General features: G+C 38.7%; 11 protein-coding genes. 6 read left to right on the top strand and 5 right to left on the bottom strand.

The features are described from left to right. Positions 1 to 101 precede the first annotated feature (101 nt). From CBM15_RS18860 to CBM15_RS18850, 3 genes are all read left to right on the top strand, one after another. The gene (locus tag CBM15_RS18860) at positions 102 to 1,274 is read left to right on the top strand and encodes an endonuclease Q family protein (RefSeq protein ID WP_087618659.1); all 1,173 of its coding nucleotides are present in this window, start codon (positions 102 to 104) and stop codon (positions 1,272 to 1,274) included. Positions 1,275 to 1,400: 126 nt separating this feature from the next. Continuing rightward, a complete protein-coding gene (locus CBM15_RS18855) occupies positions 1,401 to 4,100 on the top strand; it encodes an ATP-binding protein (RefSeq protein WP_087618658.1) in 2,700 nt (899 codons plus the stop codon). Beyond that, positions 4,093 to 4,908, top strand: a complete 816-nt coding sequence (locus CBM15_RS18850; protein ID WP_087618657.1) for a CheR family methyltransferase — start codon at positions 4,093 to 4,095, stop codon at positions 4,906 to 4,908. The genes CBM15_RS18855 and CBM15_RS18850 overlap by 8 nt, the downstream gene beginning before the upstream one ends. Positions 4,909 to 5,085: 177 nt before the next feature. On the opposite strand, the gene CBM15_RS18845 is transcribed toward CBM15_RS18850, so the two are convergent. Then, positions 5,086 to 6,222: a SpoIIE family protein phosphatase gene (locus CBM15_RS18845; RefSeq protein WP_087618656.1), complete on the bottom strand. Its 1,137-nt coding sequence runs from the start codon at positions 6,220 to 6,222 to the stop codon at positions 5,086 to 5,088. 468 nt (positions 6,223 to 6,690) lie between these two features. On the opposite strand from CBM15_RS18845, the gene CBM15_RS18840 reads away from it, so the two are divergent. Then, a complete protein-coding gene (locus CBM15_RS18840) occupies positions 6,691 to 7,218 on the top strand; it encodes a DUF2179 domain-containing protein (RefSeq protein ID WP_008406062.1) in 528 nt (175 codons plus the stop codon). A gap of 56 nt (positions 7,219 to 7,274) precedes the next feature. Here the strand turns inward: CBM15_RS18840 and CBM15_RS18835 are convergent, their stop codons facing one another. From CBM15_RS18835 to CBM15_RS18820, 4 genes are all read right to left on the bottom strand, one after another. Then, positions 7,275 to 8,231, bottom strand: coding sequence for an ATP-grasp domain-containing protein (locus CBM15_RS18835; protein WP_008406063.1), 957 nt, complete (start codon positions 8,229 to 8,231; stop codon positions 7,275 to 7,277). A 176-nt stretch (positions 8,232 to 8,407) separates the two neighbouring features. Further along, positions 8,408 to 10,111, bottom strand: a complete 1,704-nt coding sequence (locus CBM15_RS18830) for a sensor domain-containing diguanylate cyclase (RefSeq protein WP_087618655.1) — start codon at positions 10,109 to 10,111, stop codon at positions 8,408 to 8,410. Between the two features lie 216 nt (positions 10,112 to 10,327). After that, on the bottom strand, positions 10,328 to 10,849 hold the full coding sequence (locus tag CBM15_RS18825) for a GNAT family N-acetyltransferase (RefSeq protein ID WP_087618654.1): 522 nt from the start codon (positions 10,847 to 10,849) through the stop codon (positions 10,328 to 10,330). 20 nt (positions 10,850 to 10,869) lie between these two features. Next, positions 10,870 to 12,138 (bottom strand): histidine--tRNA ligase, encoded by a 1,269-nt coding sequence (locus tag CBM15_RS18820; RefSeq protein ID WP_087618653.1) that lies wholly within the window; start codon positions 12,136 to 12,138, stop codon positions 10,870 to 10,872. A gap of 522 nt (positions 12,139 to 12,660) precedes the next feature. Here CBM15_RS18820 and CBM15_RS18815 point away from each other — a divergent pair. Both CBM15_RS18815 and CBM15_RS18810 read left to right on the top strand, forming a co-directional pair. Continuing rightward, entirely contained in the window at positions 12,661 to 13,635 is a 975-nt protein-coding gene (locus CBM15_RS18815) for a BMP family lipoprotein (RefSeq protein WP_087618652.1), read from the top strand. Positions 13,636 to 13,654: 19 nt separating this feature from the next. Further along, on the top strand, positions 13,655 to 15,304 hold the full coding sequence (locus tag CBM15_RS18810; RefSeq protein ID WP_087618651.1) for a methyl-accepting chemotaxis protein: 1,650 nt from the start codon (positions 13,655 to 13,657) through the stop codon (positions 15,302 to 15,304). Positions 15,305 to 15,665 lie beyond the last annotated feature (361 nt).

The following is a 15,665-nucleotide window of genomic DNA, read 5'->3' as shown; positions in this document are numbered from 1 at the left end:
TCGTTACCTGTGTTTAATATAAATAAACTTTCCCACGTTGAAAATAAAGTTCGAATTTCGGGTATTATTTATAAAACAACTCTTTTAAGGATGTGTGCATAATGTGGCAGGAAATTTATGCGGATTTACATATACATATTGGTCGTACTTATAAAGGTCGGGCAGTAAAAATAACAGGAAGCAAAAACCTGACGCTGACAAATATTTTAGAAACCGCTACTTCAAGAAAAGGATTGGATTTAATTGGCATTATTGATTGTCATTCACCGGAAGTAATAGAAGAAGTGGAACAGCTTCTTCTAGAACAAAAAGCAGCAGAATTAGCTGAAGGCGGAATTCGCTATAAAAATACAACACTCATTCTAGGTACGGAAATCGAGATTTACGATGCCAATTGTCATGGGCCAATCCATGTTCTTTGCTATATCCCAACACTTACTAAGATGAAACAGTTTTCAAACTGGCTGCAGCTTCACCAGAAAAACATCCATTTAAGCACACAGCGTACGCGATGTGATGGACACACTTTGCAGCAAAAAGTCCATGAACTTGGCGGCCTTTTTATTCCGGCGCATGTATTTACCCCGTTTAAGAGCCTTTTCGGTAGAGGGGTTAAAAGTAGTTTAACGGAAGTGTTTGATCCAAACCTCATTGATGGAATTGAACTCGGATTAAGTTCTGATACGATGATGGTCAAAGGGATTAGTGAATTGGCCCCATATAGCTTTGTAACAAATTCGGATGCGCATTCTTTAGGAAAGCTTGCCCGTGAATATCAGAAAATCCAGGTACAGGATGTTAATTTTGAAGAGCTGAGAAAAGCGCTCCATAAGATGGAAGGCAGACAAATCATAGCTAATTACGGACTCAATCCCCTACTTGGCAAGTATCACGAAACGGTATGTGCCAACTGCGGCGAACAATTAATAGAGGAAGGTCATAGCCGCTGCCCTCATTGCGGAAAGGAGCAGTTGATCAAAGGCGTTGCAAAAAGAATTGTAGAATTAACGGATAACCCGCAGCTGGAAATCAGCAGACCTCCGTATATTCACCAAGTTCCGCTCGATTTTATTCCGGGTATTGGCGCTAAAACAATTGAAAAGATGTTGGATGCATTCGGCACCGAAATGAATATTTTACATGAAGCATCATTTGAGGAATTAAAAAGCGTCATTCCTGAAAAACTTGCAGTCCTCATCGATTTATCAAGAAAAGGAAAAATTGCCATTACAGGAGGCGGTGGCGGAGTATATGGAAAGATTGATACGAATTAAAAGATTCTTTTTAATTAAAAATCGTGATTCTTTCTGCTTTTTCAATCATCATATTCGTACAGTCTACTAAATTATAGTATACTTAGATGATAGAAATTTTATATAAAGGCAGGGTAGGAACACACAATGAATAAAAAACGTAAATGGGGCATTGGCTTCAAAATAACGAGTGGGTATATTATTCTCATAATATGTTTAATCGTTTCGGCGCTTGTCTTAAATAACCAAATAACAAGTTTACAATCAGAACGAAACGGCATCATTAAATATGATTCCCAAATGCGCATGATGTCAAATAATCTAGAACGTCAAATTCTTAATATGGAATCCTCCTTACAACGTTATTTAATTACAGATGACAAGTCTCATCTTGATAAATTTAATGAAGAACTTGCTACATGGGAAGCTTCTTATGAAGAATTAAGCGCAATTGTCAATGACTTCTCAAGTGGTCAAAAGCAGCTGGAAGTGGTACATAGTGGTATCCAGGATTGGATTAACGATATTGGACAACCTCTAATGAACGCGATACTTGCTAATGATAACGACGAAGTACTTTCGACGTTCGACGGAATGCAAAGTAGTGTGGCAATCAATGACCTGCAGCAAAAGTTCACCGCATTCCGTACTTTTGAAACTGAAGCAATTCAAGAAAAAGTTGCGGAGCTAAATGACAAAAATACTGCGTTAACTTATAGTCTTTTTGCGATTTTAACATTAATAGCGACCGTGACAATTGTTATTTTCACTATTATTTCACGTAATATTGCAGGATCAATTAATGAAGTTACTGAAGCGATTCAGGATATGAATGCTTCTGATGGTAAAACACGGAAACGTATTATCGCCAGAACAAACGATGAAGTAAGAGATCTCGTATTGGCGACGAATGAACTTCTTACAACTTTAGAGGACCGTCAATGGTACCAAACAAACTTGGCCGAGGTTGTAACAGCCTACCAAGGTGTCGATACACTCGATCAATTAGGTGAAGTACTGCTTAATTCGTTGACGACACGTACACATTCGGTATATGGCGCATTCTATATTCAAGATATCCGCAATAAAAACAAATTCAATAAGATTGCTGCCTTTGCGGAAACTGGCGATAATGTCGGACGTGACAGCTTCGAAGTTGGACAAGGCTTCATCGGACAAAGTGTGAAAGAAAAACGGATTTTAAGCTATGACAATAAAGATAATAGCTTCCACTTCTTAGAAACATCACTTGGAAATATTCCGATTTCAAACGGTATCATCGTCCCTGTATTTTTCGGAAAAGAAGTCGTTGCTGTTTTTGAATTGGCTTCATTAAAGTCATATAACCAACAGCATCGTGATCTGATTAAAGAAGTCGTTGTACATTTAGGTATAACGATTAACAGCATCATCGGTCGTATGGAAGTCATTCGTCTTTTAAATGAATCACAGGCAATGACGGAAGAATTGCAAGTTCAGTCAGAAGAGCTACAAACACAATCTGAAGAACTGAAAATGCAAACAGAAGAACTGACAACAATTAATGAACGTTTAGAAGAACGTACACGTGACGCGGAACAGAAAACACACGAGCTGGAAAAAGTACAGGTTGAGCTGAGACAAAGTGCAGAACAGCTTCGTCAAAGTTCGAATTACAAATCCGAGTTCCTGGCGAATATGTCGCATGAATTGCGAACACCGCTTAACAGTATTTTAATCTTGTCTGAAATGCTCGCGGAAAACCATGAAAACCATCTATCTGATGATGAGCTCGAATACGCAAAAGTCATCCATGATTCAGGTGAAGATTTACTGAACCTTATTAATGACATTCTCGACTTATCAAAAGTGGAAGCCGGAAAAATGGATTTATGGTTCAGAGAGATGGATGTATATGAAATACCACAGCATATTCAAAATTTATTTATGCCGATAGCCAATCAAAAAGGTCTGGAATTATCGGTGGATGTCGCAAATGATCTTGCGGAATTCTTCCATACCGATGTGAAACGATTCCATCAAGTATTAAATAACCTGCTTTCCAATGCGTTGAAGTTTACAGAGGAAGGTTCGGTAACAGTGAAAGTGGATCGAGCACGTATTACACCGGCCATGAGACAGTTAAGCGACACATGGATTACGGTAAGTGTGACAGATACCGGTATCGGTATTCCGAAAAACAAGCAAAATATTGTATTTGAGTCGTTCCAGCAAGCGGACGGTGCTACTGTTCGTAAATATGGCGGAACAGGATTAGGCTTATCAATTTGCCGTGAAGTAACAAAACTTCTTGGCGGCTGGATTACTTTATCAAGTACTGAAGGTCAAGGTAGTACATTTACTGTTTACTTGCCAAGCTTACCTGATGGAAATGCTGCTCAAACGAACATTGCCGTACAGGAGGCTGTTTATACAGATGCTACTCCGGCAATGGGTGTATCGAAGTCAATATTTGATGATAAGCATATTTTGATTGTTGATGATGATTACCGTAATATTTACGCATTGCGCCAGGCATTGGAACATAAAGGTGTTCATATTCTAGAGGCGTCAAACGGCGTGGAATGTCTGAACATTTTACAGACGGCGACACGTGTTGATGCTGTATTGATGGATATTATGATGCCTGAAATGGACGGATATGAAACAATGGAGCGTATCCGCAAAGATTTACAATTACATGAGCTGCCGATTATTGCATTAACAGCAAAAGCGATGAAGCAAGACCAAGATCGTGCATTTGAAGCAGGGGCTTCCGATTATATTAGTAAGCCTTTAAACTTGGAACAACTATTCTCCGTACTAACGGTATGGCTCACAAGTGGGGAACGTTTACGAAATGTATAGAAAGAAGTTAGAAGTACGCTTATTATTGGAAGCGGTATACTCATTATCAGGATTTGATTTCCGAAAGTACAATCAACAATCAATATTACGACGGATAGAACACCGGATGCGAATCAACAATTTTTCATCAATATCACAATTAACCGAATCGATTATTTACGATAAAGAGTTACTAAAAGTATTGCTGAATGATTTCTCGATTAATGTGACAGAAATGTTCCGGGATCCCTCTTTCTTTAGGGCGTTCCGGGAAGAAATCGTTCCTAAGCTGCAGCAGCTTGATAAAATCCGGGTATGGCATGCAGGCTGCGCAACTGGCGAAGAAGTTTATTCCATGGCAATCCTGCTGCAGGAGGAAGGCTTGCTCGACCGCACGATGATGTATGCGACCGACATGAATGAAGATGTGCTGGAAAAAGCACAGCTTGGGGCCTTCCCTCTTCATAAAATGCAAGCCTATACGAAAAATTATATTTTAGCAGGCGGAAGAGAAAGCTTTTCCCAGTATTATAAAACGGATGACAGCTTTGCCTCTTTTCATCCATACTTAAGCGAAAACATCATGTTTGCCCAGCATAATCTGGCAACGGATAAATCGTTTCAGGAATTTGATATTATCATTTGCCGTAATGTGCTCATCTATTTTACACCGGATCTGCAGCATGAAGTACACCATCTCTTTTACGATAGCTTAGCAATAAACGGATATTTGGGTTTAGGCGATAAAGAAACATTGCAATTTACGCCGCTCGTTTCCAAATACCGCACAATTAACGCAACAGAGCGAATCTATCAAAAGAGGTTGTAGTAAGTACCTTTAGTTACTCAATATACAGGAATCGAAATAAAAATGGCGCATCTTTTACGGATGTGCCATTTTTTATTTCGTATTAAAATTATTTTCACATAGCAAAAAAACTCAATTTTTCTGCGAGAGAAAAATTGAGTTTTTATATTTAAAGACTTATTAATTAATCTAGCTTCCTTAACTATTGGCGCGCAATAATAATACACACATATCATCCGGCTGATTATGTTGCAGTTCACCCTTCAATAAGTAGTCAATCGGTGAAATGTCCGTCGACCAGTGGCTACTCGCAATTTTACATAGCTCTTTATCAGATTCCAGATCACACGGACCCATTGCTTCCAGAACACCATCTGTAAAGAGGACAATTTGGATAGAAGAATTATATGGTATAACTGCTTTTTCAATTTTGATATCTTCCACAAATCCTACCGCATAGCTCGTCGGCGTAATCGGTACTGTCTTTTCCCCATCAACTAGTGCATACCCTTTCGGATGCCCTGCATTTACGTACTCCACGGTCTTTTGCTTCGTATCGATAATAAAATACACACCAGTGAAATAGTACAATATATTTTCTTTTTCATTTTGCAGTAAATTCATATAACGATTCAATTCTGAAATAACACGCTTAGGGTCTGTCAGCTTCTTAATTGCCTCACGCAAAACAGATGAAATATACATACAAACAAGCGATGCGGACACACCATGCCCCATCATATCCAATAACATGACAGCATAGCGATCTTCATCAAGCTTGTCCCAATAGTACAAGTCTCCGGCCAAATTCGATGAAGGTAAATAAGAAGCCGTAATCGAGATATCCGGTTCATGAACAGGCGGACTTAATAGACTTTGTTGGACACGGGCTGCCAGATCCAACTCACTTTGAATAATCTTTTCCTGATTTGTATGCCAGTCCAGTTCTGATTTCAACCGTTTACCTACACGTATACGGGCTAATAATTCTATTCGATTAATAGGTTTCGTTATGTAATCAATGCCGCCAACGTCCAAGGCTTCCGACAGCTTCGACTTATCTTCAAGAGCGGTCACGAAAATCACCTGGATATCTTTCCATTGTGGATTTTGTTTTAATATACGACAAGCTTCAATTCCATCCATCTCCGGCATCATAACATCCAATAAAATAACATTAACGTCATAGCACTTAGGGGCATTGGATGGATCTAGGTAGTCAAACATTTCTTTTGCAGATTGTACGGAAACAAACTTCTCATAACCATCACTTTTCAATATTTTTTCAATAACGAAGAGGTTAACTTGGTTATCGTCTACAACAAGAATGGTCATTACATCAACTTCTCTCTACTTTTTTAGATAAAGCATAATTCATTGCCCGTTACACTTAATTATACAGAAAACGACAGGTAAATGAAATGAAGAGGCTTTTTTGTCGCTATTTCAGTCTATAAGTCTCATTAACTTTGTACTATGTATAATAGTAAGTAAACGATAGGCTTGTTCTGAAAGCTTCTACCTGTCTCTTTTTCTGCATGAACGAGCAGTACTTTATACCGAATAATTTATAATTATCCTCATATATGTTTCCCACAAAAGAGAGATGGGTAAACATATAAGTTATGTTTTTTTGAGAAATATTGCATAAAGTATTCTTTAAAGGGAACATAGGAAAAGGATAGGATGAATAATAGGATGAATAATATTTTGGTTCATGCCTCTCCATATAATCTTATCTATTGCATTTACAAGAGTACCCATATTATGATGAGCATAATTTAAAGAAAAGGATTCGATTAGATGAAAGAAATTTTGCTTATTCTATTATTACAATTGCTCTATGTTCCTTTATTTACTCTGCGAACAATTTTTTTAGTTAAAAATATTACAACGCTCGCATCACTGATCGGGATTGTTGAAATGCTCATCTATGTGTTTGGTCTGTCTCTTGTTTTCAGCGGCGATCAAGGTTTTCTTGCAATGGTCGTGTATGCGGTCGGGTTTGGTCTAGGGATCATTATCGGGACGCGCATCGAGCAAAAGCTGGCGATTGGCTATATTTATGTAACGATCAATACACAAATCCGCAACGAAGAGCTGATCCAAGTTATGCGAAATGAAGGGTTTGCGGTAACGACATACGTGGGTGAAGGCCGGGATAGTCAACGATACAAATACGAAATTTTAACGAAACGGAATCGTGAAAAGGAACTATTTATGCTTGTTCAGCATCATGAGCCGTCAGCCTTTATAATTTCTTATGAACCGAAGTCGTTTAAAGGCGGTTTCTTAGTCAAACGAATGAAGCAGCATAAGAAGCATAAATAAAAAAGTCCAGTGAAGAAAGTGCAGTGTAGCGCTCCCCCTTCATTGGATTTTTCACTTTACTTCACTTTTTGAGCTGTTACTTTTTCCAGTTCCTGCCCTAAAAACTTAGCAAGCTGCAGCATTGCGTACTTTTCTTCTTTTGCCTCTGCATCCGAATTATAGTTCGTATTTGTATTGACATCATACGTAAATACTTCACCTTTTGCATTGCGGATGAATTCAATGCCTGCTACATCAATTCCGCTGTCTTTCAGGAAATTCGCATAGTTTTCAAGCAGCTTTGTTTCGTTGTTTTCGACAATTTCGAATTTTGCACGCTGCTCTTTCGGCTCTTCCCCTACCGGACAGAATAGATCGCCAATTTGGCATACATCTGCTGGACAAAGCTCGAACCCTTCGGATGTGTCCACTTGTACAGAGTAGAAATACTCGCCGCCAATAAATTCAACACGTGTAATATAAGATTCAGGCGACTCGATGTATTCCTGAATCAGCACAATGCCATCTACAGGCTCTTCATAATCCGGCTTCGCTAAATGCTCTTCCAATGCAGCGATCGAATAAAATAGCTGAACACCTAATCCTTTGCCTGCACGATTATGCTTCGTAATAAACGGTACGATATTCAATGCTTTTGCAGCTTCAACAACTTGCTGTTTCCCAACGGCAGCAATTGTTTTCGGTGTCTTGATTCCGTGCTTTTCCAGTGCAGTATACTGCTTCACTTTACTTAACTCTAAACGCAATGCATTACTGCCATTCAACACTTTTCTTCCGTGGAATTCCAGCCAGTCCAGCACTGCTCCTGTCAGTTCAGGTGCGTAACGGTGATCACGGGTATGTGAAGAGGCACTCATTCGATTATAAAATACACCTTCTGGAGGAGCCTCTGTTAAGTTAACAATCCCCTCGTCCAAATGCCATGATTCATATGGTAAGTTTAATTCTTCTAAACGATTTACTAAGTGACGCGTCCAATCATCATTTTCATGGATTACATAGATTTTTGCCATCTGCCATTCCTCCAATATTCGTGCTTATGCTCTTACACAGAATTTTTCAATTTTAAAAATTATACTTTCATCATACATTAATTCATACGAAATTAGTAAGATTTATTATCGTGTAATTTATAAATTTTAGGCTGAAAATAATAAAAGAACTCCATAGCGTTAACTAAGGAGTTCTCTTAACGTGAATACTCTGCTACTTTATTGCGCCCTGCCTGTTTTGCTCCGATATACAGTGCACGGTCGGCATTGCGTAAAAGCCCTTTCGTTTCATCCGTGTCATCCGGGACATTTGAAACACCGATACTCACTGTAATAAACACCAGCTCTTTCTGACCGGCTTCGGCTAAATCGGATTCAATTAAAAACGGTGTTACTTCTACACATTGACGAATTTCTTCACCTAATTGGACTGCCTCTTCCTTCGTCCTATGCGGTAAAAGCATGACAAATTCCTCTCCACCATACCTAGCTAAAACCGCTTCTTCCGGAACAAAGTTTTCTAATAGCTTAGCAAAATTTTGAAGGATGATATTTCCCGCATGATGGCCATACGTATCATTAATCCGTTTAAAATAATCAATATCCATCATTAACAATGAAAACTGAAGATGAGGATTCGCCTTAATCCGCTCTTGCTCTACTACTAGCATTTTATCTAAATAATGATAATTATATAGACCTGTCAATGCACAAGTCTCACTTTTCTCAACTGCCGCGCTTAAGTATTTCGCTTTTTCCAGAGACACGGCAAAATACGTCGACAGTAAGTGAACGATATCCATCTGATACTTTTCAAATGCATTCTTTTTGCGTGCCGTTAAAATTAATGTTCCTTCCGTTTTTTGGTTACGGTGTATTGGAACAATCATGACACTATTCATATCAAGTGGGAGGAAATCCGGCGCATCTTCTTCCCACTCTTTTGCACTTGAGAATACCTTTTTGTCTTCTGTTTGGAAGCAAATATGAATAAATGAATCGCGGATTGAATCTGAATCAGCCTGAATTTCGATATCTTTTCCATCTACTCTTGCACGCAAAATCACATATTTCCCTTGAATATTATCGACAAGATACATCGCATCATGTGCAAAGAGCTGACTCACCCGGTGCATAAACAGTTCAATAATTTGCTGGGCGCTTAATCTGTCTGCCAACTCATGACCAAACTCGCTTGCTTTACTGAGTGAAAAGTTGACCCGTTCCGAAATATTATACATTTTTGCAATAAATGTTATCGCAAAAAACGGAATGCCAAGCAGGAAAATGGCCGGCGACCCAATTTCATTAATCAGGATAACTAATGTAATGGCAAACGGGATTGTAATGGTCGCACTGCCGTAATCCCATAATATATGTTCACTGAAAAACTTTTCGTTTTCACCTGTAAAGCGATCGCGTACATATAAAATCGTATGGTTGATAAACAAATGGAACCCGACAAATACCGTTCCGTAAAGCAGTAAATGCGTTAAATTCGAATTCCCTACTTCAAATCCCGCTAAATGAACAATGCCTGCAGCGAAAAACGACGTATAGGCAAACATCCAAGAAGTAAAGATGATTCGGTAAAACGCATCTTTATGGTTTCTCATCTGGTAAATAATCGGTAAAATGCTTAATTGGACAATCAGCATTTCCGCCCCGACGCCATACAGCAAAAAGGCTGCCAATGTGACCCATTGTGAAAGAATAATCGTCGTGTTTCCAATTTGAAATGGAATGGCTGTTGTGATGAGCGCGAATATCGATAAATACACAAAAATTTCCCAGTCGATCGGCTGATTTGGAAACAGAAAATATAGGCCGTACATGAGGGGTAGCCCAGTAGCTAACCAAAGCAATAATACGTTCTTTTTCGTTCTTTGATTAAATTCCATACTTGCCCCCTCCCTTTTAACTGAAATGTCTGATAACAATTATTATATCATGTCTATTAAGGAATGTAGCATGTTTTACTTCCTAATTTTTTATTTCTATTATCCTAATATTTAGAGAATTGTTAGGTTTTTAGCTATAGCATACTGTAAAATAATAACATAATATTACGATTATTCAATAAAATTATTTGAATTTAGACAAAAAATGTAAATTGTTTATTTTGATTGTTGGATTACTTTTTCTACACTGTTCCATACATAAATCTCTTCCTCTAATGTCTTACCTGCTATACTTAATTGTACAGTTTTGACATACTCAGCCCCATAATATTGGTAAAACTGTTTTGTTTTATTGTCTGCTAATACATCCACATATACTTTTTGATAGCCTTGTTCTAATAAGGAAGTCATGATTTGATTTAATAGCTTTTTCCCAACGCTTTGGCCCTGCCATTCTTCAAGTAAATAAATCGAAGTTAAATCACTTGCTCCAACTTCTTTATTTGTACTACGTGTGCTCCCTGTGACAAAGCCTATAATTATATTTTCATTTTCTGCTACAAAAATCGTATTTGTTTGATCTGAAATATTATTTTCCCACAGTTTTGTACGTTGTTCATAGCTTAATCCATCTAAAAAGTTTTGGGGAATAATACCTTTATATGTAGTTCTCCAACTATCAACATGCACTTTTGCAATCCCCGGTGCATCGCCTCTATTTGCTTTTCGAATATTCATCCCATCTCTTCCCTTCTAAATTACAGTATTTCGAATTGCTCCACTTTTCCTGTTTGCATATCTTTCATTTCATATCGTCCTGACTTAATTTCATTTTCTCCTAAAATGATTACTTTCCGGATATTTTCACGGTTTGCCTTTTCCATTGCTTTCCGCAATTTCTTACCACTCAGTTCAACTTCTACACGATTTCCCTGCTGACGTAATTGCCATGCTAAACGCAGTGCTTCCTTTTCCGTATTTAATGGAATAATAAAAATATCCAACAACACCTGATTTGCACTATTTTCTCTTTGCTCCATCGCTGTATAAATAACATCCAAACCAAATGAGATACCTACAGTCGAAAACTTTTCCTCTGAACCGGTCAATCCGCCAATTGCATTATCGTAACGGCCACCGCCTCCAATACTTGATTTAATTACATCATCTTTTAGAAAGAGCTCATAAATGGTACCTGTATATATTTCCAGACCTCGAGCTAGAAATGGATTAAACATACAACTTTCCTCAACATTTAAAACTTGTAAATAATCCTGCAGCTCGATTAATTCTTCATAGCCTTGTTTAATTAATTCATTCTCCTCTCGGTACTTCTCAAAATACGCAATTGTCGGATTCGCATTTAAAAATTGCTTAATTAACTCAATCGTTGAAGGTAAAAGGTTCTGTTCCTCCAGTTCTTTCAGTAAAGTGACTTGTTCGATTTTCTCCATTTTATCCAGTATGAGAATGACGCTATTTATTTTTAGTTGAGGGACTTTAAAGTATTGCAATAATCCTGCCAATAGCTTGCGATTATTGAATTGAATCACCATTTCAATATTTAGCTTGTTAAAAGCATCGATTGTCATCACCATCAGTTCAGCTTCTGCAGACTGTGACTCGATACCGACTACATCCACATCGCATTGTGTAAATTCTCTAAATCTCCCTGCTTTAATCGGTCCATCCCGAAAGACTTTTCCGATTTCATAGCGCTTAAATGGCATTGAAAGCTGTGGATTCATCGCAATTACTTTCGCAAAAGGTATCGTCAAATCATAACGAAGCGCTAAATCGCGTTCTCCTCGATCTGTTAATGTGTACATTTCCTTTAATATTTCAGCCCCGCCTGCATATTTGGAAGCCATTAACTCTGTATAGTTTAATATCGGTGTCTCCAGTGGCTTACATCCGTACAACATAATCGTATCTTCTAAAGTGCGCCGAATGTTGCGTCTTACAACTTCCTGAGCCGGCAAGTAGTCCTGTGTTCCTTTTACATTTTGATAGTCCATTTTTTTCATACGAATCCTCCTGTTTTTGAGAAATAAAAAAATCGTATAATGATAAAGCTCCTAAACGGCTTTATTATACGATTCAATGCGAAAAAGTCTTCCTATTCATTATTAAAAATTTAATAAAGATAGCAAGACTACTTAGTATGAAGATGTAATTGTGCAAACTGCTGTTGAGTATAAATAAACCCTTTCATCAAGTTTCCCCCTTTTTAATTACTACACTATACTGCATGCTTCCAGATTGTGTCAACTTAAGTTTCAGAATTTTCTTTTTATAGTTGGAGAAGTGCTCATTTAATTTGAGATGTTCTAATATGACTTTTACGATTTTCTAATAACGCTTGGACCTTTTCTAATATCCCCAAGTTATCTTCTAATAAAATTTCGATCACCCTTAATCTCCCAACAATTGTTAATTTTCTGCATAATTTTTTTTATTTCATTTATTAAATGACAAGTATACGTTAAAATTGAAAATGTTGGAGGTCGAACCTCTACATAATGTATTTAAAGTAAAGGACTGATGAAATGAAAAGAAGATGGTTGTTTTTGATGAGTCTTCTCGTTGTAGTCGTGCTCTCTGCCTGCTCACAGAAGTCAGAGGAAGAGAAAAAGGAACGGGTGAAAATTGGGGTCATGCTGTCAGATGCAGGACTTGGTGATCAGTCGTTTTCGGATATTGCTTTTGAAGGTCTCGAAAAAGCACGCGATGAATTAAATATAACATTTGATTACCGTGAACTTGAATTTACCGGTACATATAAGCAAGGGCTGGAAGAGCTCGTTGAGGAAGGACAGGATCTGATCATTGGAATCGGGTTTACGGTCCAGGAGGATATGGAGGCCGTTGCCGCTGCCAATCCGGACGAGCAGTTTTTATTGATCGATGCTGTGTCGGACTTGCCGAATGTTCATAACATAACATTTAAAGAAGATGAAGGTTCCTACTTACTCGGGGCACTCGCTGCGATGAAATCAGACAGCAATACAATCGGATTTATCGGTGGTATTCAAAATGAGGTAATCGAACGTTTTGAAACCGGGTTTAAAGCTGGTGCCAAACAAGTAAATCCCGATACAGAAGTGCTATCCGTTTATGCGGGGAATTTCGGTGATGATCAGCTTGGTGCTTCCATTGCACAGGATATGATTGAACAAGGCGCGGACTTTATTTATCCCGCTGCAGGCTTTACAGGTGTTGGCTCCATTTTAGCGGCACAGGAAGCCGGTGTATATGCATTCGGCGTGGACAGCGATCAGTTTTTCCTTGCTGAAGATACGATTGTTTCTTCCATGCTGAAACGGGTAGATACAGCTGTTTATCAGGCAATTAAAGAAGTTTCGGAAACGGGGACCCTTTCGGAAAAAGATAAAGTGCTTGGCATTAAAGAAAATGGTGTAAGTCTAGCACCAATCCGTGTTGTGAATTTGACTGCACAGGAACAAAAGCAAATTGAAAACCTACAGCAGGAGCTTGCGGACGGGCAACTGACGATTAAGTAGAAGAAAGGATCGTACAACAGTGAAATTAAAACAAAAAATATTAATATTGGCATTGTTACCGCTAATATTAGCTGTCTGTATTATCGCTTATAATATTAGTCAGCTTATGAGCCTGAATGCATCGACGGAAGAAGTGGTGGATTCCTTGGTTGCTGTTGAGGAGTTAAACAGCTCGGTACAAAGCCTGCAGAAATCATTGAGCGTCTATTCGATCAATGTGTCTGAAAACAACAAGTATAATATTGAAACTGATTTAGCGCGAACAGAAGAAATTTACAATAGTCTGCAAAGCAGTTTTTCAACAGATCGCCAACGTCAGATTAGTGCACATTTTGAAGAAAAATTCACTAAAATTGCTGAATCGACTACTGCTTCCCTACAGGAAACAAATGTTGCGGAAATTAAGCGCCAATCCCAGCGTACACGAGGAATTGTCAATGATGTAATCGAGTTGAAACGTGATGTCAGCGCAAACTATACCGCAATGCAGCAAGAGCTTGGCAATAAAATTAATGCCATTACATGGATTTCCATTATTTCAGCGATCGCACTTATTATCGTAAGTGTTGTATCGGCTCTGTATTTTACAAATAGAATTGTTGGCCGCATCAGTCGATTAACTGCAGGTGCAAAAGAAATTGCTGCAGGGAATTTAAATGTGCAGTTTGAAGATAAAGAGGCTGACGATGAAGTTGGCGAACTGCAGGTTTCATTCCGCCAAATGACCGGCAATTTAAAGGAAATCATTACACATGTATCGGACAGTTCAGATCAGGTTGCAGCATCTGCCGAGGAATTGATGGCCAGTGCCGATGAAACAATGCTTGGCACAGAACTGATTTCCACTTCCATTCAAAATGTATCGGATGCAGCGGACAAGCAAAAAGAAATGTCGAACGCCTCTGCCTCCTTTGCACAAAAAGTATTAGAAGAGGCTGAGGAAATTGCGAATCAGGCGAATCAGGCAACAACCTTGTCTAATTCAACAAATGAAAAAATTGAAAAAGGTTCGGTATATGTTGAAAACACTGTATCTCAAATGAACCTTATTCAATCAACAGTCGATGAAACAGCCGATTCTTTAACACTTCTTGCTAGCCGTACGACTGAAATCGTCAATATACTAAAGCTTGTACAGGATATTTCCGATCAGACGAACCTGCTTGCCTTGAATGCTGCAATCGAAGCAGCGCGTGCGGGTGAAGCTGGTAAAGGCTTTGCCGTTGTCGCGGATGAAGTGAAAAAATTGTCCGAGCAGACGAAGCAGTCGGTATCCGATATTTCGCGAATTGCCGTTGAGATTGAAAACGATACGACGACAACCGTTGCATCTATTCAGCAAGTGAAGGATCGCGTCAATGCGGGGATCACAATTTCGTATGATACGAAGGCAACGTTTGACGAAATTCTGGCTATTATCGGTCAAGTACAAAACCAGGTAACCGAGATTACAGCTGTGTCTGATAGTATTCATTCGAAAATGGCAACTGTATCAGAGCAATCACTGCAAATGGCGGCGGTTTCCGAAACTACAGCCGATAATGCCGTGTCGGTTGCATCTGCTTCAGAAGAGCAGCTTGCCTCGATGTCAGAAGTAAATACCGCAGCAGGTTCCCTTGCCCATCTTGCCGAAGAACTGCAAGGTATTGTGGCGAAGTTTAGAACTTAATTGTATGCCGAAATCCTTATAGGGTTTCGGTTTTTCTTATGGGGTTAGGGATGGTTTTATTATAGGGATTCTGGTTAAGTTTATTAGAAGTTTTCTTATAATGGGCTTCTGGTGCGAGATGTTTGCTTATGTAGCGGTTTACGGGATATGGTTTGGTGTTTTATTAGAAGAGTTGCATCCGATATTAGAAGATTGCACTGTGATATTAGAACATTTGGTCTTCCGTCAATATTTCGGACAAACGTTAAGAGACTTTTTTGCTACCGCCCTTCGGTTGCTCTGCTTTTCATCCCTCCATGCCCAGACCTGGGCATGGAGGGATGAAAACCCTGTAAGAGAACTTTATGAGGCATTTTGACAA

Origin of the sequence: Solibacillus kalamii, assembly GCF_002174535.1 — a bacterium.
In the GTDB taxonomy this organism is placed as follows: Bacteria; Bacillota; Bacilli; order Bacillales_A; family Planococcaceae; genus Solibacillus; species Solibacillus silvestris.
This window is presented reverse-complemented; position numbering and strand designations above follow the sequence as displayed.